Here is a 19,871-nt window from a genome sequence, read left to right on the forward strand (position 1 = left end):
TATGTGGGTTCGGATTCGGCGCTCGTTTCCGTCGGCGTCACGCTCACCGTCTCACTCGAGGCGCAGGAACTGGCGGTCGTCATCGCGACCCTCGCCAGCCGGGTAGACCACGATGACGTTCCCCGGGACCGCCGTCGCGACGCTTCGGGGCAGCGTCTGTAGCGACGACTGCCAGCCGGTCGCGTCCCGCCTGGCGCTGACGACGATTACCAGCTGATCGATGGTGACCTCGGTTTCGAGCAGGGAGAGCGCCTCGGACCACCCCTCGACGCGCTCGAAGGTCGCGGGAACCGACGGTTCGGTCGCCTCGAACAGCTGGCGACACCGGTCGGGGTCGCCGCCGACCGCAACCGCGCGGATCGGCGCGCCGAGCTGTTCGCTCAGCTGCTCGATCGTGTGGACGGCCCCGAGCACGCCTTCGGTGTGTCCGATTCCTGGCGGGAGCAAGACCACGACGTCCGTGGTGGTGTTGAGGGGCTCGCGGACCCGAGCGACGAGCGTCAGCTGGTCGGTGCGCGCGAGCACCTGGTCGATGACTGTCCCAATCGTCCGCTGGCGACGAGAGGCGGCGCCATCCCAGCCGAGGACGAGCGTCCGTGCGCGATTCTCGAGTGCCGCGCGAACGATTCCGGTCGCGACGTTGTGGGCGACGCGGGTCTGTACCTGAACCGGGACGTCCGCCCCGGCGCCGTACTCACGGACGTCGTCGAACGCCTCCTCGATCGAGGCGATCTCACGGCTCGCGTCCCGGCCGGGGCGGACCACGCTCAGGGCGTACAACGGCTCCGTCGACTCCTCCCCGCGGACGAGCAAGGCGAGGTCGATCAGCCGGCGACGGTGTCTCGACCCCCGAGAGAACGGCACCATCACGCGTCCCGGCGCTGCACCGGGATCGTAGCTCTCACGTCGCTGGCGGGCGAGTGCGCTGCCGTAGCGATCGACGATCGACGGGCTCAGGACGCTCGTAACCAGGATCAACAGGATAACGGCGTTCAGCATATCCTCACCGAACAGCCCGACGTCGGGCCGGCTCCCGATCAGGACGATGGCCAGTGCCGCGGCGGCCTGGCCGAGCGAGAGCCCGAACATCGTTCGGAGCTGGTCAGCGGAGTAGTCGTAGACGCGGGCGGTGGTCCACGCGGCGACGTACTTCGTCACGATCACCATGACGATCATCGAACCGGCCAGCGTCAGTGTCCGTGGGCCGCTGACGAGCACGCGAACGTCGACGAGCATCCCGATCGACAGGAGGAAAAAGGGAATGAACAACGCGTTGCCGACGAACTCGACGCGATTCATCAGCGGACCGCTCTTCGGGACGAGCCGGTTCAACGCGAGCCCCGCGAGGAAGGCGCCGACGATCGCCTCGACGCCGACGGCGTGTGCGGCGTAGGCGCTACCGAACAGGACCGTCATCACGAACAGGAACTCGAAGTAACTCTCCTCGCCGACCCGTCGGAAGACCCACCTGGCGAACGCGGGCAACAGAAACCAGATCACGAAGAAAAAGGCCGTAAGCCCGCCGACGAGTTGCAACCAGAAGTCCGGGCCGAGCTGGTCCTGTGCGAGGGCGACGACGACAGCGAGCACCAACAGCGCGAACGTGTCGGTGATGATGGTGCCGCCGATCGTCGCCGTGACGCTCTCGTCGCCAGTAATCCCGCGTTGTGCAACGACCGGATAGGCGAGTAGCGTGTGGGAGGCGAAAATCGAGGCGAACAGCAACGCCGCCGGCAGCGAGAGACCCAGCAGCGCGTAGCCGACGACCGTCCCGACAATCTGGGGAATCAGAAAGGAGGCGAGCCCGAAGACGACGCTGCGATCTGTCTCCTCTAAAAACTGATTGAGGTTGATCTCGAGACCCGCCACGAACAGCAGGTAGACGAGGCCGACTTCGCCGAGCAGAACGATCGTCTCGTCGCGCGCGAGCAGCCCCACGCCATTCTCGCCGATTACTGCACCAACCAGGATGATGCCGACGATTCCCGGCAACCGATACCGCCCGAGGACGAGGGGTGCAATCAGGAAGACGAGCATCGCCAGTCCGAAGATAAGAAGCGGATCTTCAGCCGGTAACGACGGGATCGCGGTCATCTCTGATAGCGTCCTCTTCGATTTCGGGCGACTCCGTCAGAGCGCGCTACGAGCGCTGTTTCGACCCTCGCGGTCTTCGTGAGAGCACGACCCAACGGTATCAATCTAGCCCGTCCGACGAGACGCCCCCCTATCGTAATGCCCGATTTGTACTTTCGTAACCAGCTATTATCCGGAAGTGCATGAGACAACGAACTCGTTTCCCAACGATCGAGGTGACCCGATAATGGCGTGGCAAGATTTCGTCTTCCTTACCGGCAGTATGCTCTCGGTACTGTTTCTCCTCCCGACGCTGCGAAATCAGGCCTCGCGCGTCCCTCGCGCGACGAGCATTCCATCGATGGTGATCGGTGGCGTCTATGCCGTTACGTTCTCGACGCTCGGAATGACCTTCTCTGCGGTCGGCGCGCTCGCGACCTGCGTGATGTGGTCGCTGATCGTCTGGCTGCGTGCGCCGGGCACCGTCGACCTCACCGATTGCTACCGACGCCTCTACGAGACGATCAGCAACTGCTGTGAGCGCGGTCGCCATCTCACCCACGCCGGCTCCTCGTCCGACTAACAGCTCTTACCGTCACTGCCCGATCGATCGGTCCGTCGCGTAGTCGGTACAGTAAACTGTCGGCTCCCCGAGCGTGACGTATGAGGCGAGCCCTGATCGTCGGCTGTGTTGTCTTTCTCGTGGCGCTTGCCGGCTGTCTGGGCACAGGTGGCGTCCCCGAGGACGACAGCGACGCGACGGTCCCCGACGGCGAACTCGAGATCCACCACGTAGACGTCGGACAAGCCGACTCGACGCTGCTCGTCACGCCAGACGGCGAGACGATCCTCGTCGACACCGGTGACTGGCGCCAGGACGGAGCCGACGTGATCGACGCCCTCGAATCGGCGGGGATCGACCGGATCGACCACCTCGTCGCCACCCACGCGCACGCAGACCACATCGGTGGCCACGCGGCGGTTATCGAGCACTTCGAGACCGAGCACGACGGTGTCGGCGCGATCTACGACTCCGGCGTTCCCCACGATTCGGCGACCTACGAGAGCTACCTCGACGCGGTCGAAGCGTACGGCCACGAACTCCTGATCGTCGAGGAAGGCGACACCCTCCCCATCGACGATGAGGCGGTCACGGCTGACGTCGTCAACCCGCCGTCGGGCGAGTCGGGCGGCGACCTCCACTACAACAGCGTCGCCCTCGTCGTGGAGTTCGGTGAGGTTCGCTACCTGACGACCGGTGACGCGGAAGCCGACGCCGAGGAGCGGCTGGTCGACGAGCGCGGTGACGAGATCGATGCGGACATCTATCAGGCCGGCCACCACGGCTCCGCGACGTCCTCGACGCCCGACTTCGTCGACGCGGTCGATCCCGAGATCGCGGTGATCTCGAGTGGCTACGATTCCCAGTACGGTCATCCACACGACGACGTGGTAGAACGCTTTGCCGACCGCGGGATCGAAACCTATTGGACCGGCGTCCACGGCGACATCGTCCTCACGACCGACGGCGAGTCGATCGAGGTCTCGACGAGCCAGTCGTTCTCGACCGACGCGGCCGACCTGCTCGACGAAACGCCCGACGACGAGGACGAATCGCCCGCCATCACGCCACCCCCAAGCGCACCGGCGATGGATTCGACCCCGCTCGCGTCGAGAATCATTGATGGTGCCTCGGCGTCTACCCTCATCGGATGAACGGGGAGTTTCGCGGGACGGTCGATCGGATCGTCGACGGCGAGACGGCGGTCGTTCTGATCGAGGAAGACGGCGAGGTGACCGAGCAGTTCGACGTTGCCACAGACCGACTTCCGGAGCCAGCGCGCGAGGCGGGCGGGGTGCTCGCGGTCACGGTTGTCGACGGCGCGTTCGAGGCGGCCGAATACCGGTCGGAGGCGACCGAAAAGCGACGCGAAACCGTCCGTGAGCGCCTTGACCGGCTCTCTCGAGATCTCTCAGACACTGAGTGATGAGCAGACGCGACGGCTTGCCCGCGTCTATACGCATTGTTTCGACGAGAAACACATGGTTAACTCCGGTGTTCGTCCCCGGTATGAGGGCTCTATTGGCCGTTGAGGCAGACGATTTCTGGGGAGAAAAACACCCAAGAACCTCGCGGTGGGTCGGGTACATATGTCGACGCCACCGGATCCGGAACAACACTTCCGGACGATCGCTCGGTGTGCCCGCGATGGGATCGTCACGATCACCGTCGAGGGCACCATTCGATACGCGAACCCGGCGATCGAGCGACTCTTCGGCTACGAACCCCAGGAGCTCGTCGGCCGCTCGCTCTTCGATCTCATGGCGGAGGATGACGCGCGCGTATACCGCGACGCACTGGCTCGATACCGGGAGACTGGGGAACGTGCGTTCGACTGGGACGATATTCGCTTCTTAGGAGTTCACCGCGACGGTCGAGAGATTCCGGTTAGCATCTCGATTAGCGAGTTCGAAGACGGTGGAACGCGGTATCTCACCGGTATCCTGCGCGACGCGAGCGAGCAACAGCGCCGGGAACGCCGCCTGGCCGAGTTGAATCGGCTCGCCCAGGACCTGAGTGGGGCCGAATCGGTCGAAGCAGTCTGTGAGCGAGCAACCACCGCCGCACAGCTGACGCTCGGTCATCCGCTGGTGACAATCGAACGCTACGACGCCAACGCAGGCCAACTCGACGCATACACGTGGACGTCGGCAGTCGATGATCTCGTCGATGATGGGACGCTATTCGGCGCCGACCAGTCGCTCCCCTGGCAAACGTTCGTCAACCAGGAGCCGACGATCGCGAACGATCTCGGTGACGCTGCCGACGCGACGCCCCTTCGGAGCGCGATCTGCTACCCGCTTGGCTCCCACGGCGTCCTCGTCGCTGGCTCGACCGAGCCGAACGCGTTCGACAACGAGGACGCCGATACGGCCAGCATTCTGGTTGGAAACACCTACTCCGCCTTAGAGCGTGTCGACCGGGAGGGGACACTGCGCAACCAGCGCGACCAGCTCGCAGCAAAGACCGAGTCTCTCGACCGCGTTCGGCGGACCAACGACGTCATCCGCGACCTGACGAAGGTACTGACGCACGCGACCGACCGCGAGGAGATGCTCGAGGCGATCTGTACCCGGCTGGCGTCGTCGTACCAGGCCGCCTGGTTTGGCTCTGTCGACCCCGCCAGCGGCGCGGTGGAACCCGAAGCCGCCGCCGGGGGCGCAGCGGAGTACCTCGCGGTCCTCGACGACGGACAGCCCGGCGGCGAGCCGGTCGAGCAAGCGATCGTCGAGCGCGAGGTACAGGTGCGCGACGATCTCTACCGAGATCCGCCGTTCGAGCCGTGGCGCCAGGCGGCGATCGAGCGCGGCTACCACGCCCACATCGCGGTCCCGATCGTCTACGGCGAGACGCGGTACGGGGTCCTCTCGCTGTATGCAGGTACGGCGAACGGATTCGATCGGATGGAAGTGGCCGCCCTCCAGGAGTTCGGTGAGACGATCGGCTACGCGCTCAACGCAACCGAGCGAAAGCAGGCACTGACCAGCGACCGGTCGATCGAACTCGCGTTCGATATCGTCGGCGACGGGGCGCTGCTTGGCCTACCCGAGCGGGCGGGCGGATCGGTCGAGCTCGAAAATCTCGTCGAGCGTCCCGACGGTACCGTGACGATGTTCGTTGCAGTTCCCCATGGAGCGGGCGACTGGATCGACAGTTGGGCCACAGACCGACCGGAGGTCGAGGCCGTACAGCTCCTCTCAGAGCGTACGGAGACGGCACTGATCGAGGCGACGCTCTCGGACGCAACGGTCTGGGCACAACTCCTCCGGCGAGGTGCCACCGTTCGGGACGCTACCGCCGCGGTCGAGTCGAGTCGGGTCGTGATCCGGATCCCGAGCAGTGCAGACGCCCGGTCGTTCGGGAGCCTCCTTCGCGAATACGTCGACGAGGTCGAACTCGTCGCCAGACGGGAGTACGAGGAGCCGGTGTTGACTCCCGAGGAGTTCGGCGTCGAGTTTCGCGAGCGGCTGACCGACCGACAAAACGAGGTCTTGCAGACCGCGTACTACGCGGGCTACTTCGACTGGCCCCGGGAAACGAAATCGGGCGAACTCGCCGATCTTCTCGGGATCGCACAGCCGACAGTCAGCCGTCACCTCCGTACGAGCCAGCGGCGGTTGCTCTCGATGATCTACGACGACCCCGACCAGCTCTAAGACGGGCGGTAGTCGCCGCTGACGGTAAGATGGCTATCATCATAGTATCACCGTACTTGCGACGGTAGAATGATATCGGTAACGCATACCCCCGTCCACCGTGTACGAATGATCGTTAATGTCAGAGACGATGTTCACTCCGACGGAGTCGGCTCCGGTCAGTCAGCGAGTCGTGCATGCAGTTGCTACGGAGACTGACACCGATCCCCTGGAACTCGAACCGCTTTTTGGGGTCGTGGACCCGGAAAGCCTCGATTCACTCTTCGAACCCACCAGCGGCGGCGCCACCCGGTCGACGGGAACGATTAGGTTCGAGTACGAAGACTGCGAGGTCACCGTTGACGCCGACGGTAGCGTCGACGTGCGTCCGCTCTCAGTCCAGACGGATGTCCCCCGGGCCGAGGCAACGAGCGCCCAGTAACAGGCGGCGACGCCCATACCCCTCGGCAACGACGTCACGACGTTTCGAACGTCGGATCCGTCGATCGGTGCTTGCAGCGCCGCAGATGGTTTTATCAATTTGATATACATATCAAAAGCTGTTATTTTCCAGCGAGCGATGTCCTGTGATCGTCCGAACGCCTCGGTTTTGCGGAAGAAGCGTACTTACAACAGATCAACACGTAATACCATCACCCCGAATTCAGTTTCGTAGAAAGCAGACAAAGAACATTATTGTCTTCGGTGCATGTGGCCTATGTCCAGAGCCGCACACCTGATGGCCGCACTGGTCGCACTGTCACTGATCTCGGTGGTCGGCGTCGCCGGGATGACGACTGGAAGTGATGACTTCGAATCCGATCGCTGTGGATTCGGTGCCCCCGTGGTCTCCGAGGGATCCTACTCGGGCTCGTTCGACGATGCGGACGACGACGCTAGCGCGAACGTCCGTCTCTACGAGGACCAGCCAGTGACGATCACGCTCGACACCGTCTCAGAGACCGATTCGGGTGATATTTTCGTCCACGACGAAGCAGACCGGGATGGATCGACTATCGAGTACGAGGTTCGTGGTGAGGAGAACATCAACGTCGACCGTGGCGTCCTGAAGGGGCTCCAGAGCGACGCCCCAGCTCAGTTCCAGCTGTGGCCCCAAGAGGACGGCTACGCCTGCATCCAGCTCACCGCGGATGGCGAATCCGAAGAGGAGTGGAACGTGACTATCGAGCGCCAGGGTTCGGACGTTGCGCTCAAAGACGTCGACGAACTCGAGAGCGCGGTCGTCTCCCTGGAGAACGATCTCCACGCAGAACAGCAGAAGACCGCCGAGCTCGAGGACGAAATCGACGACCTAGAAACGGAAGTCGCTGACCTCGAGAGCGAGATCAGCACCCTCGAAGCCGACAAAGCGGACCTCGAAGACGAGATCGACGACCTCAAAGACTCACACGATAGTGAAGTCGCGGACCTCGAGGCAGAGATCGACGATCTCGAGGAGGAAATTAGCTCTCTGCAAGCTGAGAAGGCGGATCTCGAATCCGAAATTGAAACCCTCCAGACGGATCTCGAGGACCAAAACCAGACGATCGACGAGCTGAACAAGATGATTGATAACAAAGACGACATCATCGCCGAGCAGGACGACACGATATCCGAACAGAACGATACCATCGCCGAGCAGGACAACACGATAGCCGAACAGAACGACACCATCGCAGATCTAGAACAGACCATCGCCGAGCAAAACGAGACGATCGACGAGTTACAAAGCGATGACAAGAGCGACGATGAGAAGAAGGGGGACGACACCGGTGACGACGACCGGACGCCCGGATTCGCCCTCGGTGCGACCGCACTCGCCCTGATCGCCGCGGTGCTCGTTCTCCGGCGCCTGTAGCATCGCCAGTCTCACAGCTACGCTCGGCTTACTCTCTGCGTGGCATCGTCGAGTGACGGCGGACGGCGCGCATGTCGGCGCGATCGGACGACGGGATCGTCGAATGCCTGCTCGATTGGCCGGCTGAGTCGTCCGCACCCGAGAGCGTGTCGCCGAGGAACCCGTCCTCGTCGGCGGCGTCTTCCTCCCGCTCGCTTTCTTCGGCGTCGTCCGGTTTGGCGTCAACGTCACCCGATTCGACGTCGCCGTCGTCCGCTTCGACCTCGCTGTCCGCGGAGTCTTCGGCCTCGGACTCGGCTCCGTCATCTCTGAGGTCGACCAGTCGATTCTTCAGGGAGTCGAGTTCATCCCCCAGCGCCTCGACGTCGTCGCCAGCCGTCGAGAGGAGTTGCTCGAGCCCTGATCCCTCGTCAGCCGGTTCGTCCGCTGTGGACTCGTCTGAACGTCCATCCGCGCTGCCGAGTGTCTCGGCGAGGGCTGCCACCTCGGAGTCGGATGCTCCCGACTCGTCGGCGAGCGAGGCGAGTTGCGCGATGGCTCGAAGCTCCCGAACCTGATCCGGGGAGCCGCGGGCGATTGCCGCTGGAATGGACTCCGTCTTGTCGTCCTCGAACGACTCACCCAATCCAACGGCATCGACGGCTGCGCCCGGCTCGTGCTCAACGATGTCGCGAACCTCGCTCGCGCGCGCTCCGAGATCGAGGTCTTCGATGGCCTCGTCTGAATCTACGTCCGGTTCGTCGGAATCCGATTTCGCCAGCTCGTCTCTGACCGCCGAGAGGATCTCGGCGAGCCGATCTGCATCACTCACCGTTTCCCTCCGCGGTCGCGAGTTCGTCCGTCGACTCGCTTACCTCCTCGACGATCCGCTCGGTCATCTCTTCGCGACTGAGATTTGCCTTCACGCCGACGTCCTTGGCGACCGACTGGATATCCGAGTAGGACATGATCGAGAGAAACTCCGTGAGCGTCTCGCGGCGAAGTCCCTCGAGGTCGTCGGCCGACGGCTCGTCGTCCGACTCCGCTCTCTCTTTGTCAGTCCCCTCTTCACCTGACTCCACCCCTTCGTCGTCATCCTGTGACGCCGCGCTTTCGGCTTCTTGATCGGACAGCGACTGGTCCTCGGCAGAGTCGGTACTACCGTCATCCGCTTCGTCGGCCTCGGTGTCTGATTCCTCGTCGGCTTCAGCGTCTGATTCTCCGCTATCGTCGCCGATCTCGAGCTCCTCGCTGGCGTCCTCGACGACGCCGCCGATCGCGTCCCGAACCGCTTGCGCGAGGTCGGCTCGAAGTGTCTCGAGATCCCGGCGCTCCTCGTCGTCGCGTTCGATCGTCTCGTGGATCTCCCGGCCGATCGCCTCGCCGAGCTGGCGTCCGAGCTGTTCGCCGAGTCGGCGCCCGACCGCCGAACCGAGTTCGGCGCCGTCGATGCCGTCCCCGACCGACCCGTCGCCCAGTAGCTCGTCGACCGTGAGCTGTTCGGAGACTTCCTCGACAACGAGCGCTTTCAGCCCGGTTGCGTCACTCATCGGTCCCACCTCGTCGCAGTCGGCTGCGGTGCAGAGCCGTCCTCACGGGTTATTCCTCCGTTTCCTCGTCCCCATCGTCGTCCGATTCGTCTGATGCTTCCGATCCCTTCGCGTCGTCTGTCTCGTCGTCGCCACTGTCTGCGTCGTCGTCGGCCTCTTGCTCGTCCGTCCCCTCCTCAGCGTCCGATTCCGACTCCTCGTCTTCCGCCGCCTCCTCATCCTCTCCAGACTCCTCGCCTTCTGTATCGTCGTCGGGCTCTTCGTCGCCGGCCTCTTCGTCTTCTGCCGACTCCTCACCCTCGGCTGCCTCTTCGTCCTCCTCGGCTTCCACATCGTCGTCGCTGAACAGCTCCTCAACCAGCATCGACCCCAACGTGCGGCCGAGGGACTCGCCGATCTTCCGGCCGACGAGTGCGCCGACCTGTGCGCCGAGGGCGGCGCCGAGCGGTTCGTCCTCGTCGATTTCACCCTCCCACTGCGTCCCTTCGAGGAGTTCGTCGACGTCGATGTTCTCGGTGATCTTCTCGTAGTCGATCCGCTGTGTCAATGTCTGGTCACTCATGAGTGGGCCTCCTGAGATTCTGCGGGGGCGTCGGCGTCCGTCTCGGCCTCGTTTTCCGGTTCGAGTTGGTCAAGTAACTGTTCGAGCGCGCTGCTGACGATTGTAGCGATGATCTCTTCGAGCGGGAACCCCGGCACGAGTCCGGCGAGCCCGGACTTGAGCCGGCCGAGGATCGACGGTCGATCGCTCTCCTCCCCGGTGTCTTCCTCGTCCGTGGCCTCCTCGTCCTCCGCGGCTTCTTCGTCGGCTTCGCTCTCTTCTCCCTCGTCCGATCCGAGGCCGAGCAGCGACGCGGGTGCCCCGAGGAGCGACTGCAGCCAGGACATTGGCTTTCCGGCGAGATTTCGAAGTCCGCCCACGGTCCGGTCTTTCAGCCCCTGGAGCCACGATAGCGGCGTTTTGAGGAGGGATTTGGCACTCCCGAGCATCGACTTGACGCGATCTGCCACGGTGCTCGGTCCGTCTAGCAGTCCGGTCACGGTCGAGAGGAGGTTGCCGAGCAGGTTGCTCTCGCCTGGCCGCGCCGAGACGTCGAGGGTCACTGGATTCAGGTTCACCTCGAGACCGAGGAGATCCAAGAAGAGTCCGTCGAGGTCGAGGTGAAGGACGCCTGATGCGTCGTCGCCTTCGTAGACGTCTTCGGCATCCTCGACGTGGTACTCGTCCTCCTCGTTCTCTTCACTCCCGCCGCCTTCGTCTTTGCTCTCCTCGCCTTCGTCTTCCGCCTCGTCTTCGCTTTCGTCTTCTGCCTCGTCTTCGCTTGCGCTCTCGCCGTCTTCCGCCTCGTCCTCGCTCTCGTCGTCCGCTGCAGACTCACTCTCCGGTTCGTCGTCATCGCCCTCTGCAGAGTCGGACTCGACCACCTGTCCACCGTCTGGAATTGCGCGCGGCGACGCATCCGCGCGGCCGGCGGAGACGGATCCGGCAGGTGGCGGGTGTGAATCCTCGTCGAAGCCATCCTCTCCGTAGCCGAGTGTCATTATCCGGACCTATCCACACTAGTCGGCGTTGTCGTGGTTTCCCTTGCGTGTGCGACCACTGCTGGTACGTAGGGCGGACACGGTGGACCCTGGCCAAGGAGCGGGTGCGTTCGAGTGCGCCGAATCGGACAAATCGCGGGCGTTATATCGCCCCTGTCCTAACGGTCGATATGGACCGCCGCGTCTACCTCGCTGGGCTTGCCAGCGCGTCCACGGCTGCCCTGGCGGGCTGTTCGACCGTTCTGAGCGCGTTCGATAGTGAGCCCTGCGACGGAGACAACTGTGACATCGGGATGACCCGAACCGAGTTCGTCCCCGAGGAGTACACGGTGAGCGCTGGTGACACCGTCGTCTGGAAGAACACCAGCGAGGCAGACCACACAGTCACGGCCTACGAAAACGTTCGGTTCGAAGAGGAGGGCGCGGAGTACTTCGCAACCGGGGGATACGACGACTTCGACACCGCCTTCGAGGAGTTCTGGGGCTCCAGAGGGGGGCGGCTCGGCACGCAGGAGACGTTCGAGCACACCTTCGACGTGCCTGGGACGTACAGCTACGTCTGTCTTCCCCACGAGGAAGGCGGTATGATCGGCACCATCCACGTCGAGTAGACCGCTCTGCGACCAGCAATCCTGTCAGCTACTCACGTTCGGCGAGCGAACGACGAACGCTTTCCTGACTGCGGTGCTACCCGACAGCCGCGGTGGTATCCGTCTCGTCGCGAAAAATCGTCGTCTTCGAAACCGTTAGTCGTCGGTTGCGACGTCGTCCTCGTCGACGCTGACGGAGGTCGCCTCCTCTTCGGCGACTTCCTCGGGGCGAGCCTCGAGGGTCGTCTTCTGGATCTCGACGCGGCGCAGCGGGTAGATCGTCTTCGCCTCGCCGTAGATCGCCGAGGAGAGGCGTCCTTCGACGACGCTGTCGATGAGTTCCTCGAAGTCGCGTTCGGCTGCGGCCTCTTTGACCATCTTGACCATCTGGTCGCGGATGGCCTTCTCCTGGCTCGCGTCGGCCTTTTTCGTCGTGAAGGCGACGGGCTGGATCTGGACGCGGTAGTCGTCCGTCGTCAGGACGGTGACGTAGGCCTCGATCTTCGAGGCGCCACGTCGAACCAGCGATCGCAGGTAGTCACGGGTGAGCGCGTGCTCTTTGAACTCCGTGTATGCCGCGTCGCTGCCGACGTCCGTAATCTTGAACGTGAGCTTCGTGTTGTTCTCGCTGGCGTTGTTCGTGAGTTCGCCAAGCGTCGTTTCGATGGTTCGGTCGTACACCTTCTCGGGCTCGTCCGCAGGGGTCTCGCCGAGTTCCTGTCGGTCGAACTGCTCCGGTGCGTGGACGGTGTACCACCGCTTCTCCTGTTTCGCACGTGAAACTGATCGTTCACTCATTGTGTGTCGTGTCTGTGTTGGTCTCTGTGGCGGCGGTCGAGGTCGCGTCGGTCGCGTCCGCCTCTCCGTCCGCCGGGTTGGTTGCGTGCTGTGCGACTCGCGTTGCGACGTCGAGATTGACGACGTAGTCGTCGACTGTGGCGTGGAGTCCGGCGGTCGTCTCGCGGTCGATCCGCGTGACCACCGCGCCGTCGGATTCGGTTCGATCGGTCACGGAATCGGTCTCCTCGCCGCCCTCGACGGTCGTCACCATCTCGGCGGTGTTGTCGGGGGCGAGCGCGTGGGCGACGGCCTCGGGGTCGTCGTGGGCCGTCCGAATCGTCGCGCGTCTGGTCGGCGTCATAGTGCTCCCCTCGTCGCGTCGATGAGCGTTTGCTTGTCGCCGTCTCGGTCGTATCGTACGTGTCCGCCTCGGCTGCCAGGATCGCACTCGCACTCGACGTCACCCTCGCGGAGTTCGTCGGTGACCCCCGCGAAGATCGGGCCAACGGATGAGCCATCTCGAACCGCGAACGCGGCCTCGCCGTCGCCGACTACGAGCGTAACCGGCTCCGGCGACCGGTAGTCGGCCGCCAGCCGAGCGACGCTTTCGACCGAGCCGTCGTCGACGTCGACGACGAACAGGCCGTCGTATCGGCCGGTCCGGGCCCCGTCGAGGGCGGCGTGGACACGCCGACCGTGGGCGCGCCACGCTGTAAGCGCCGGCTCTGCGGCCTGGTGTCCCATCGCCAGCGCAACGCCGGTTCCGGGCTCGACTCGGGCGACCGCATCGAGAACGTCGGCATACCCGCCGACCGTCTCGAACGGTGCCGACAGCGTCGCGTACGGTCGAACGGCAGTCGACACCGAGCGTGCGGCCCGGTCGGTCGCGCCGTCTGTCGCAACCGCGTCGATAGCGGCCAGCGAGGCGACGGCACGGTGTGTCTCATCCGACTCCGGATCGTCTGCGACCGCGTCGGAAAATGCCTCGCGCGTCGCCTCGATGTCGCCGGACCACGGAGCCCGGATACGTGTCGAGTGTGCGAGGCCGTCGATCGGGTCCGCTGTCGGTACCGCGACGCCGGGACGGCGCTCAATCGTACCCGCTTCGTGGGCCGCCTCGAGCAGCGCCTCGACTTCGGCGGCGCCGGGGTCGACGCCAGCGGCGACACTGCCGGCGAGTGCCAGTACGGGATCGGGCGCTCCGCCGAGTTCCCGTGCCAGTTCCCAGGCCGCCAGAGAGACGGGTCCCGCTGTCGGGTCGAGCGCCGGCGAATCGACGTTCGAGCGTCCGATTCGAAGGACGACGTCGTCTTCGGAGCCGGTGGACTGACCGTTCTCGCGGTCGGGTTCACCGTTTCCGAACGACCTCTCTGTTGGCCGGCCGACGGACACCTGAAACGGCACGCCGCCGTCTGCGAGCGCGGTCGCGAGCAGGCCGCCTGCGGCGATTGCGTCGCCGTCCGGTCGTGCGAGCAGCCTGACGAAGCCGGCGCTCTCGAGCGCGTCGGCGATCGGGGCTGGTGCGAGGCGACCGTCGGCGGACATGCGTACTTACTCCTCGAGCAGGTCCTTCGCCGTTTCGTAGGAGTACGTGAACTCGGGCTCGAGCTGGTTGCCGCGGTAGTACGCGACCAGTCGACGCACCTTCGACTCCGTGTTCTGCAGCGAGCGCTTGTTCTGGGCGTCCTGGGGGTTCTCCTGGACGTGCTCTCGCAGGCGGATCGCCCGCTCCATCAGCTTTCGGAGGTCCTCCGGAAGCTCGGTGCCGGCGTCGTTTTCGTCTAAGATCTCGGTGATTTTCTTGCCGGTCGCGAGCGAGACGTCCGGAACCGGGGTTCCGGTGACGCCCTCGTCGCGCAGCTTCATCCCGATCTGACTCGGGTCGTAGCCCTGCTCTGCCAGTTCGACGACCCGCGACTCTACGTCCTCGGGGTCGACGTCGCTCCACTCCGGTGGTTCGTCTGCCGTCGGCTTGTCCGATCCGGACGAGCCACGACGGCGGGTGTGCATTCGTGCCATTAGTGAGGATAGGAATCGCACTGACCGCCGTACATCCGACTCTCGTCGAAGTCGTGCACTTCCGCAATCCCAAGCCCGCAACCGCCCACACGAGCGTGCGAGACGACACGGGACAGGTCGGAGTTGCGGCCGTGCGCTTCCCATCTGAGCCTCCCGCCTCAGCGACTAAAGGGTTTCTACCTCGGTTCCGTCGGCCGTGCGCCTCCGTCTCGTAGTCCGGCCGATTCGTGGGGTTTATCTATACCCGAAGGAAAGCAGTGTTTGTAGTGCGGGCTCGTAGATCAGTGGTAGATCACTCCCTTGGCATGGGAGAGGCCCCGGGTTCAAATCCCGGCGAGTCCACTCGAAATTAAGTGGTTTTCCGAGGGTTCCGAAACCGACAGTAGGAACGCTGTTCGCCACGAATACCGCCGAATCCCCATTTCTGAGTCGTCCATTTTTAGGAGAGTCCACCACGGACCGTTGCGCACCTCGACGCCCTCGAGCGGTCAGTAGAGGGAGGTGGTCCGCATGAGTCTTAAAGAGGTCTCCCGGCACGGCGTCGAGTACCTCCCAGTCTGTGCCTACTGCGGGACCACGATCGAGACAGCAGAACGAGACTGTCCTGCGCTCGACGAGGGGGTGTGCCGGCCATGATGCGTCTCGATTCCGATCCGGTAGGCGCGAAGCGCTGTCAGGAGTGTGAGAGTCACGTTACCCCTGAGTTCCGTCGCGGCTACGGCGATCAGGACGACGTCGCACACCGGTGCCGGCGCTGCGATACTGCCGAACGCCTCTCGCAGGGCTCGGCCGCCGGCCTCGAGGTCGTCCTCGCCGACCCGCTCGACGATCCGACCCGGTTCAACAGCACACTCGAAGATCTCCCGACGCGAGTGCGGTCTGCCGTCGAATCTCGCGTCATCGCGACCGACGGAGGTGAGGACGCGTGACCGCGTTCGTTCCCGCCAACGAGTTCTACGACGTCGAGAGTCGGACCGCGGTCTCCCACCCAGCGCTGCGCGACCTCGAGGCCAACCGAGGTGAGCGCGATGACTGAGAACGAAACGAACCTCGTCGGGATGTACGTAGTTGGCGGCCTACTTCTGACGGCACTTGCCATCTCGTACGCGATGCAATTCGATGTCTCAGACCCGACGTGGTTGGATGGTTTCTTCTTCGGTTTTATCGCTGGAGGAATCCTGATGTTTGTGTTCCTGGCTGCACAGGCCTTCGCGCTCAGTAAATCGTACACCAAGGCTCTAACGGAGGTTCCTTGGGATGAGTAGCGACGTCATCGCCCGCTGGTCGGAGTACCCATTCACGTCCTACGACCGCCGCAGTAACGAGATCGAGCACCGCGTCGTCATCGAGCACTACGGCGGCGCTTGCGCGGACGTTCGTCACGAGGTCCAGTCTGTGGACGACGACTCAGTCCCCGCCGAGTGGACCGAACACGACGTGATCGAGATCCGCGAGCACGGTCTGCAGAAGATCTCCGGTCGTGTGGAGGTGCTACGTTCGTGAGCGTCACTGACCGATCGGAGGGGTCCCAATGAGCGCAGTCGATTATATCATGGCGATGCTCTGCGCGATCGCCGGGATGCTTGCGTTCCTGACGCTCGTCGAAGTGGGCGTCGATCAGGAATCCGCAGGGAACGTGCTGATGTTGATGTTTTTCGCTGGCGGGCTGCTCGCGATCAATCCGACACTCGGGAAACTGTACCGCCGATTCGCCGTGACAGACAAGGAGGGAGGTGATCGGGATGTCTGAGAGCGCCCGCTGCATCGGTTGCGACGGCCTACTTCCGCCGGATGGCGGTCTGGAGAGCGCCTTCTCCCGCGAGGATGGTCACTACTGCTACGACTGCGTAGCGACGCCCCAGATCGCCCTCGTCGGCTGCGGAAAGGCAAAGGTCGAGCTCGATCCTGGCGAGACGATCGCCGCAAAAGACCTCTATACATCGAACTACTTCCAGCTCAAACGCGAGTACGCCGAGGAGTGTTGCAACAAGTGGCGGATTCTCTCAGCGGAACACGGACTTCTCCAACCCGACGAGGAGATTGAGGCCTACGACGCGTCGCTGAAACCGAGTTCAGACAGTTACATCGGCGACTACGAGGCCGGGAAGTGGTCCGTCCAGACATCCCAGTCAATCAGCCTCTTCGCGTCCTTCCAGGCGATCCACACTCACTACGTCGTCTTGGCGGGCGAGGATTACGTGGGCCACATCGAAGAGCAACTTCAGAAACTCCGGCACGTCGCGTTCCCGTTCCGGTCGGACGACCTCGGCGGCAACGGAGACCAGATGGGATGGCTCCGTGAGGAGATTGACACCTACCACCCACCCGGCCAGGCTGACCTCGGGCACTACGCGATCGCCGACGGCGGAAGCAACGTGCGCACGGGAGGTGATCGAAATGTCTGAGAACGGCATTGACCGAATCAAGGTCGTCGGAATCCGTGAGTGTGCGCGATGCGGAAAGGTCGGAGACGATAGTGAAGAGTTCGGAGTTGAAGGGGTTGCCCGGATCGCCGGGAATCTCTGTGTCGAGTGTGTCCGCGAACTACACCCGGGAGGTGAGCGAGATGCCGAGTGACGGGACTGAGCAATTTCCGTGGGGGAAGAGAGAGTGCCATCGTCACGGAGAATTCTGTGCAGGAGAACGGATGTGCCCAGATTGCTACGATAATCTGCGCTATATGAACGACGATGCGATTGGGGTCTACCCATCACTACACGCGGCCACTGACCGTGAGAGGTCAGACAAAACCGGCGTGAAAGAAACGGAGGGCGACCGATGACGGGTGCCACCATCCCCTTCGACGCGATCTGCACCAGCTGCAAGCAGACCAAGGTCAAACACGTCCGTCCTCAGGAGGTCGGCCAGCACCCGCAGATCGATCCCGACGCGATCGACGCTTCCGAGTGCACGTCGTTCAAGCACGTCTGCTACAATTGCGAGACAGCGACCTACTGGAATCCGGTAGATGTCCTGTCGGGCCTCCTCGCGAATGATGGGGGTGACGACGAGTGAGCGACGATCGCGTCGACGACGAGTTCGACCTCCTCGAGGCCGCCGAGCCGATGGGCGCCGAAGAGGATAGCGTCGGCGGCGCGATCGACCAGGACACTCCCACCGCTGGCGGCGACCAGGCTGACGGCAGCGTCGAGCTCGAGTTCGACGAGGACGACGTCGACGAGCCCGACGCGCGCTCGGTCTGTCGGTTCTGCGAGACCGAGTTCCGGACTGTCGTCGCTGAACGCCGTCACCACTCACAGGAACGCTGTGGCGAAAAGCCCGCGTCGTTCGTCCAGGACGCACGCAAGCTGATCGATCCCCAACTCCACAAGTTCGGCGGCCAGTTCCTATTCGTTCCCGGCCTCGGTGATTTGCGTGGCTCGCAGGACGGGATGGCGCCGTATTTCGCGATCGTCTCGCAGTTCGATCACTGTCAGATGGGCGACGACGGCGAAGACGACGTCGGCACCTTCGACTCGGCTGGTGATACGTGGAAGCTGAATCACGACGAAGAGAAGGTTAAGTACTGGCCGGGAAAGATCGAGACGCGCCCTGGAGACGCCGGCGATGCGTACTACGAGTATCAGGTCAACGTCGTCGCCGACGACGCCGTCGGGCGCAAGCGCATCAACTTTCAATTCCGTCCCTCGCTGCCCGAGGCAGTGAACGTCGAGACCGGCGAGCGAATCCAATCGATGCCCGCAGATCTCCCCGAGGGCGTTCGCGTTCAAGTCGAGAGCGCGAACGTCACACCCGCGGAGATCTTCGAGGTGTTGCAGGACTTGATGCGTCAGATCGACATCGACGCCGCCTATTTCGATCCCGACAACCTCCACGATCACTCCCGCGTCACCGGCCTTGAGCTCTACGTGCGCTGCATCCGCGAGATCGTCGAGAAGCAGGTCGTCGAGACTGGCGCGCTGATGGATCGCCTCTCGCAGTTTTCGAGCGTCCGGCGCGGCCGCGGCGAGTACAAGTGGGACAACGAGGAGATAATCGGCCACCGTCACGCCGTCGCGATGAACGAAACCTCGCTCGGGAAGCTCTACCGGTCCAACGGCCACGAGGTCGGGAAGCTACTGAAGAGCTATCTGATGAAGAATCCCGAGAAGCAGGGCGGACCCACGGCGGAGCCGAAGATCGAGGTCCAGTGGAACAAGGAGTATTCGGACTACCTGGGCGGGAACGCGATTCCTTGGAGTGATCCAGAGGGTTACGACTTCGAGGACCTCCGCGACGAGCTCGACGAGTACCTCATGTTCGCGCTGAACGCAGCCGAGTTACCGCTTCGCGCTGATCCCACCGTGTACGTCCCCGACGAGTACTGGGACGTCACCGAGTCAGAGCGCGATATCCCGGTCCACGCCGATCCGACCGAGGAGCTTCGCGAGGCCGAGGAGGACCTCACGCGTGCGCAACTCGCTCGCGACGACACGACGTCGACCGATCGCGCCGTGATCAGGGCGCTGGCCGACGGCGGTCAGATGCACTACCAGCAGATCGTCGACGAGGCCGACGCCTCCTCGAGCAGCGTCTACCGCGCCGTCGATAAGTTCGGGACGCTCATCGACAAGGTTGGTCGTGGCAAGTACGATCTCGCCGACGACGTCGTCCGAAGCAAAGTCGAAGACGTGTTCGAGGCACTCGAGGACGTCACCGAGTGGGTCGAAGACGGCATCGAGGCGATCGTCGACGCCAACGACGAGATCGCCGGCGATTCCCCGCTCGCTCAGTGGGCGCGCCGGCACGGCGTTCACCTCTCCGAGCGCTACGACGAGATCGACGCTGAACTCACCGGTAGTTACTCCGAGTACGAGCTGCGTCGCGTGCTTCGGGCCGGCCTCAAGGCCGCCCGCGACACTGGAGCGAACGTCGCAGCCCGCTTCATCTCCGGGGACTTCACCTACCAGGTTGGTTCCGAGCGCCGCGAAGATCAGCATCCGTTCACGACAGCTGGCGGATCCGTGCTTGTCCTTGGTCGGTCACTTCGCTAAGGCCTGCTGAGTGGCAACACTCTTCCACGGGCTGTTTTCTGCAATCTGAGTTTTCATTTTCAGCAGATTATCCAAGCCTACTTGTGTTCAGACTCGCGAGAGACATCTGTCTGGTTGCTTCGCCCAGTGTTCGGTATCTGTCAGTTCCCACCGGTTGGGCAGCCCCCCTTAGGGCGTGTACCTAACGGTACATTCAACAAAAAACCGCGGCGGCTGCTCAAACTGCAGTTGTTCCACTCGAAGCAGTCGAAACGCACCCCGCCCCAGGTGGGCGGGTGAGCGAAAATTC

At 63.5% G+C, this 19,871-nt stretch carries 25 protein-coding genes and 1 tRNA gene; 17 read left to right on the plus strand and 9 right to left on the minus strand.

Annotated features, from left to right (window positions below):
• Window positions 1-51: 51 nt before the first annotated feature.
• Window positions 52-2,094 (minus strand): cation:proton antiporter, encoded by a 2,043-nt coding sequence (locus tag OB905_12990; protein ID MCU4926884.1) that lies wholly within the window; start codon window positions 2,092-2,094, stop codon window positions 52-54.
• Between the two features lie 226 nt (window positions 2,095-2,320).
• Here OB905_12990 and OB905_12995 point away from each other — a divergent pair, with 226 nt between their 5' ends.
• The 6 genes from OB905_12995 (at window position 2,321) to OB905_13020 (ending at window position 8,128) form a co-directional block, all read left to right on the plus strand.
• The gene (locus OB905_12995; GenBank protein ID MCU4926885.1) at window positions 2,321-2,656 is read left to right on the plus strand and encodes a hypothetical protein; all 336 of its coding nucleotides are present in this window, start codon (window positions 2,321-2,323) and stop codon (window positions 2,654-2,656) included.
• Window positions 2,657-2,736: 80 nt separating this feature from the next.
• Window positions 2,737-3,789: an MBL fold metallo-hydrolase gene (locus OB905_13000; GenBank protein MCU4926886.1), complete on the plus strand. Its 1,053-nt coding sequence runs from the start codon at window positions 2,737-2,739 to the stop codon at window positions 3,787-3,789.
• Window positions 3,786-4,061, plus strand: coding sequence for a DUF3006 domain-containing protein (locus OB905_13005; GenBank protein ID MCU4926887.1), 276 nt, complete (start codon window positions 3,786-3,788; stop codon window positions 4,059-4,061). Before OB905_13000 ends, OB905_13005 begins: the two co-directional genes overlap by 4 nt.
• 163 nt (window positions 4,062-4,224) lie before the next feature.
• On the plus strand, window positions 4,225-6,291 hold the full coding sequence (locus OB905_13010) for a PAS domain S-box protein (GenBank protein ID MCU4926888.1): 2,067 nt from the start codon (window positions 4,225-4,227) through the stop codon (window positions 6,289-6,291).
• Window positions 6,292-6,409: 118 nt separating this feature from the next.
• The gene (locus OB905_13015) at window positions 6,410-6,712 is read left to right on the plus strand and encodes a hypothetical protein (protein ID MCU4926889.1); all 303 of its coding nucleotides are present in this window, start codon (window positions 6,410-6,412) and stop codon (window positions 6,710-6,712) included.
• Window positions 6,713-6,988: 276 nt separating this feature from the next.
• Window positions 6,989-8,128, plus strand: coding sequence for a hypothetical protein (locus tag OB905_13020; GenBank protein MCU4926890.1), 1,140 nt, complete (start codon window positions 6,989-6,991; stop codon window positions 8,126-8,128).
• 28 nt (window positions 8,129-8,156) lie between these two features.
• Here OB905_13020 and OB905_13025 read toward each other — a convergent pair whose 3' ends face one another.
• The 4 genes from OB905_13025 to OB905_13040 are packed head-to-tail and all read right to left on the minus strand — an operon-like array spanning window position 8,157 to window position 11,199.
• The gene (locus OB905_13025; protein ID MCU4926891.1) at window positions 8,157-8,939 is read right to left on the minus strand and encodes a hypothetical protein; all 783 of its coding nucleotides are present in this window, start codon (window positions 8,937-8,939) and stop codon (window positions 8,157-8,159) included.
• Entirely contained in the window at window positions 8,932-9,657 is a 726-nt protein-coding gene (locus OB905_13030; protein MCU4926892.1) for a hypothetical protein, read from the minus strand. Before OB905_13030 ends, OB905_13025 begins: the two co-directional genes overlap by 8 nt.
• 49 nt (window positions 9,658-9,706) lie before the next feature.
• Window positions 9,707-10,219 carry a hypothetical protein gene (locus OB905_13035; GenBank protein MCU4926893.1) on the minus strand — a complete coding sequence of 171 codons (513 nt, stop codon included), beginning with the start codon at window positions 10,217-10,219 and terminating at the stop codon, window positions 9,707-9,709.
• Window positions 10,216-11,199: a hypothetical protein gene (locus OB905_13040; protein MCU4926894.1), complete on the minus strand. Its 984-nt coding sequence runs from the start codon at window positions 11,197-11,199 to the stop codon at window positions 10,216-10,218. The genes OB905_13035 and OB905_13040 overlap by 4 nt, the downstream gene beginning before the upstream one ends.
• A gap of 170 nt (window positions 11,200-11,369) precedes the next feature.
• Between OB905_13040 and OB905_13045 the strand changes: the two genes are divergently transcribed.
• Window positions 11,370-11,810, plus strand: coding sequence for a plastocyanin/azurin family copper-binding protein (locus OB905_13045; protein MCU4926895.1), 441 nt, complete (start codon window positions 11,370-11,372; stop codon window positions 11,808-11,810).
• Window positions 11,811-11,945: 135 nt separating this feature from the next.
• On the opposite strand, the gene OB905_13050 is transcribed toward OB905_13045, so the two are convergent.
• The 4 genes from OB905_13050 to OB905_13065 are packed head-to-tail and all read right to left on the minus strand — an operon-like array spanning window position 11,946 to window position 14,588.
• The gene (locus OB905_13050; GenBank protein ID MCU4926896.1) at window positions 11,946-12,587 is read right to left on the minus strand and encodes a 30S ribosomal protein S3ae; all 642 of its coding nucleotides are present in this window, start codon (window positions 12,585-12,587) and stop codon (window positions 11,946-11,948) included.
• A complete protein-coding gene (locus OB905_13055) occupies window positions 12,580-12,930 on the minus strand; it encodes a KEOPS complex subunit Pcc1 (protein ID MCU4926897.1) in 351 nt (116 codons plus the stop codon). Before OB905_13055 ends, OB905_13050 begins: the two co-directional genes overlap by 8 nt.
• Window positions 12,927-14,114, minus strand: a complete 1,188-nt coding sequence (locus OB905_13060; protein MCU4926898.1) for an exonuclease — start codon at window positions 14,112-14,114, stop codon at window positions 12,927-12,929. Before OB905_13060 ends, OB905_13055 begins: the two co-directional genes overlap by 4 nt.
• Window positions 14,115-14,120: 6 nt before the next feature.
• Window positions 14,121-14,588 carry a 30S ribosomal protein S15 gene (locus tag OB905_13065; protein ID MCU4926899.1) on the minus strand — a complete coding sequence of 156 codons (468 nt, stop codon included), beginning with the start codon at window positions 14,586-14,588 and terminating at the stop codon, window positions 14,121-14,123.
• Between the two features lie 270 nt (window positions 14,589-14,858).
• Here OB905_13065 and OB905_13070 point away from each other — a divergent pair.
• The 10 genes from OB905_13070 to OB905_13115 all read left to right on the plus strand — a co-directional run bounded on the left by OB905_13070 (window position 14,859) and on the right by OB905_13115 (window position 19,582).
• A tRNA-Ala gene (locus OB905_13070) sits at window positions 14,859-14,930 on the plus strand.
• Between the two features lie 168 nt (window positions 14,931-15,098).
• The gene (locus tag OB905_13075; protein ID MCU4926900.1) at window positions 15,099-15,224 is read left to right on the plus strand and encodes a hypothetical protein; all 126 of its coding nucleotides are present in this window, start codon (window positions 15,099-15,101) and stop codon (window positions 15,222-15,224) included.
• On the plus strand, window positions 15,221-15,517 hold the full coding sequence (locus tag OB905_13080; GenBank protein MCU4926901.1) for a hypothetical protein: 297 nt from the start codon (window positions 15,221-15,223) through the stop codon (window positions 15,515-15,517). The genes OB905_13075 and OB905_13080 overlap by 4 nt, the downstream gene beginning before the upstream one ends.
• Before the next feature lie 99 nt (window positions 15,518-15,616).
• Window positions 15,617-15,853 carry a hypothetical protein gene (locus OB905_13085; protein ID MCU4926902.1) on the plus strand — a complete coding sequence of 79 codons (237 nt, stop codon included), beginning with the start codon at window positions 15,617-15,619 and terminating at the stop codon, window positions 15,851-15,853.
• A complete protein-coding gene (locus tag OB905_13090) occupies window positions 15,846-16,091 on the plus strand; it encodes a hypothetical protein (protein ID MCU4926903.1) in 246 nt (81 codons plus the stop codon). The genes OB905_13085 and OB905_13090 overlap by 8 nt, the downstream gene beginning before the upstream one ends.
• Before the next feature lie 28 nt (window positions 16,092-16,119).
• Window positions 16,120-16,338 carry a hypothetical protein gene (locus OB905_13095; protein MCU4926904.1) on the plus strand — a complete coding sequence of 73 codons (219 nt, stop codon included), beginning with the start codon at window positions 16,120-16,122 and terminating at the stop codon, window positions 16,336-16,338.
• Entirely contained in the window at window positions 16,331-16,993 is a 663-nt protein-coding gene (locus tag OB905_13100; GenBank protein ID MCU4926905.1) for a hypothetical protein, read from the plus strand. The genes OB905_13095 and OB905_13100 overlap by 8 nt, the downstream gene beginning before the upstream one ends.
• The gene (locus tag OB905_13105; protein ID MCU4926906.1) at window positions 16,986-17,165 is read left to right on the plus strand and encodes a hypothetical protein; all 180 of its coding nucleotides are present in this window, start codon (window positions 16,986-16,988) and stop codon (window positions 17,163-17,165) included. The genes OB905_13100 and OB905_13105 overlap by 8 nt, the downstream gene beginning before the upstream one ends.
• A gap of 201 nt (window positions 17,166-17,366) precedes the next feature.
• On the plus strand, window positions 17,367-17,603 hold the full coding sequence (locus OB905_13110) for a hypothetical protein (GenBank protein ID MCU4926907.1): 237 nt from the start codon (window positions 17,367-17,369) through the stop codon (window positions 17,601-17,603).
• The gene (locus tag OB905_13115) at window positions 17,600-19,582 is read left to right on the plus strand and encodes a hypothetical protein (protein MCU4926908.1); all 1,983 of its coding nucleotides are present in this window, start codon (window positions 17,600-17,602) and stop codon (window positions 19,580-19,582) included. The genes OB905_13110 and OB905_13115 overlap by 4 nt, the downstream gene beginning before the upstream one ends.
• Window positions 19,583-19,871 lie beyond the last annotated feature (289 nt).

The sequence above is a fragment of the Halobacteria archaeon AArc-dxtr1 genome, from assembly GCA_025517425.1.
Classification (GTDB): domain Archaea; phylum Halobacteriota; class Halobacteria; order Halobacteriales; family Natrialbaceae; genus Halostagnicola.

What these genes read in the sequence shown, in the direction of transcription:
- OB905_12990 (MCU4926884.1), bottom strand. Translation starts at nt 2,094, where the DNA reads ATGACCGCGATCCCGTCGTTACCGGCTGAAGATCCGCTTCTTATCTTC.
- OB905_12995 (MCU4926885.1), top strand. Translation starts at nt 2,321, where the DNA reads ATGGCGTGGCAAGATTTCGTCTTCCTTACCGGCAGTATGCTCTCGGTA.
- OB905_13000 (MCU4926886.1), top strand. Translation starts at nt 2,737, where the DNA reads ATGAGGCGAGCCCTGATCGTCGGCTGTGTTGTCTTTCTCGTGGCGCTT.
- OB905_13005 (MCU4926887.1), top strand. Translation starts at nt 3,786, where the DNA reads ATGAACGGGGAGTTTCGCGGGACGGTCGATCGGATCGTCGACGGCGAG.
- OB905_13010 (MCU4926888.1), top strand. Translation starts at nt 4,225, where the DNA reads ATGTCGACGCCACCGGATCCGGAACAACACTTCCGGACGATCGCTCGG.
- OB905_13015 (MCU4926889.1), top strand. Translation starts at nt 6,410, where the DNA reads ATGTCAGAGACGATGTTCACTCCGACGGAGTCGGCTCCGGTCAGTCAG.
- OB905_13020 (MCU4926890.1), top strand. Translation starts at nt 6,989, where the DNA reads ATGTCCAGAGCCGCACACCTGATGGCCGCACTGGTCGCACTGTCACTG.
- OB905_13030 (MCU4926892.1), bottom strand. Translation starts at nt 9,657, where the DNA reads ATGAGTGACGCAACCGGGCTGAAAGCGCTCGTTGTCGAGGAAGTCTCC.
- OB905_13035 (MCU4926893.1), bottom strand. Translation starts at nt 10,219, where the DNA reads ATGAGTGACCAGACATTGACACAGCGGATCGACTACGAGAAGATCACC.
- OB905_13040 (MCU4926894.1), bottom strand. Translation starts at nt 11,199, where the DNA reads ATGACACTCGGCTACGGAGAGGATGGCTTCGACGAGGATTCACACCCG.
- OB905_13045 (MCU4926895.1), top strand. Translation starts at nt 11,370, where the DNA reads ATGGACCGCCGCGTCTACCTCGCTGGGCTTGCCAGCGCGTCCACGGCT.
- OB905_13050 (MCU4926896.1), bottom strand. Translation starts at nt 12,587, where the DNA reads ATGAGTGAACGATCAGTTTCACGTGCGAAACAGGAGAAGCGGTGGTAC.
- OB905_13055 (MCU4926897.1), bottom strand. Translation starts at nt 12,930, where the DNA reads ATGACGCCGACCAGACGCGCGACGATTCGGACGGCCCACGACGACCCC.
- OB905_13060 (MCU4926898.1), bottom strand. Translation starts at nt 14,114, where the DNA reads ATGTCCGCCGACGGTCGCCTCGCACCAGCCCCGATCGCCGACGCGCTC.
- OB905_13065 (MCU4926899.1), bottom strand. Translation starts at nt 14,588, where the DNA reads ATGGCACGAATGCACACCCGCCGTCGTGGCTCGTCCGGATCGGACAAG.
- OB905_13075 (MCU4926900.1), top strand. Translation starts at nt 15,099, where the DNA reads ATGAGTCTTAAAGAGGTCTCCCGGCACGGCGTCGAGTACCTCCCAGTC.
- OB905_13080 (MCU4926901.1), top strand. Translation starts at nt 15,221, where the DNA reads ATGATGCGTCTCGATTCCGATCCGGTAGGCGCGAAGCGCTGTCAGGAG.
- OB905_13085 (MCU4926902.1), top strand. Translation starts at nt 15,617, where the DNA reads ATGACTGAGAACGAAACGAACCTCGTCGGGATGTACGTAGTTGGCGGC.
- OB905_13090 (MCU4926903.1), top strand. Translation starts at nt 15,846, where the DNA reads ATGAGTAGCGACGTCATCGCCCGCTGGTCGGAGTACCCATTCACGTCC.
- OB905_13095 (MCU4926904.1), top strand. Translation starts at nt 16,120, where the DNA reads ATGAGCGCAGTCGATTATATCATGGCGATGCTCTGCGCGATCGCCGGG.
- OB905_13100 (MCU4926905.1), top strand. Translation starts at nt 16,331, where the DNA reads ATGTCTGAGAGCGCCCGCTGCATCGGTTGCGACGGCCTACTTCCGCCG.
- OB905_13105 (MCU4926906.1), top strand. Translation starts at nt 16,986, where the DNA reads ATGTCTGAGAACGGCATTGACCGAATCAAGGTCGTCGGAATCCGTGAG.
- OB905_13110 (MCU4926907.1), top strand. Translation starts at nt 17,367, where the DNA reads ATGACGGGTGCCACCATCCCCTTCGACGCGATCTGCACCAGCTGCAAG.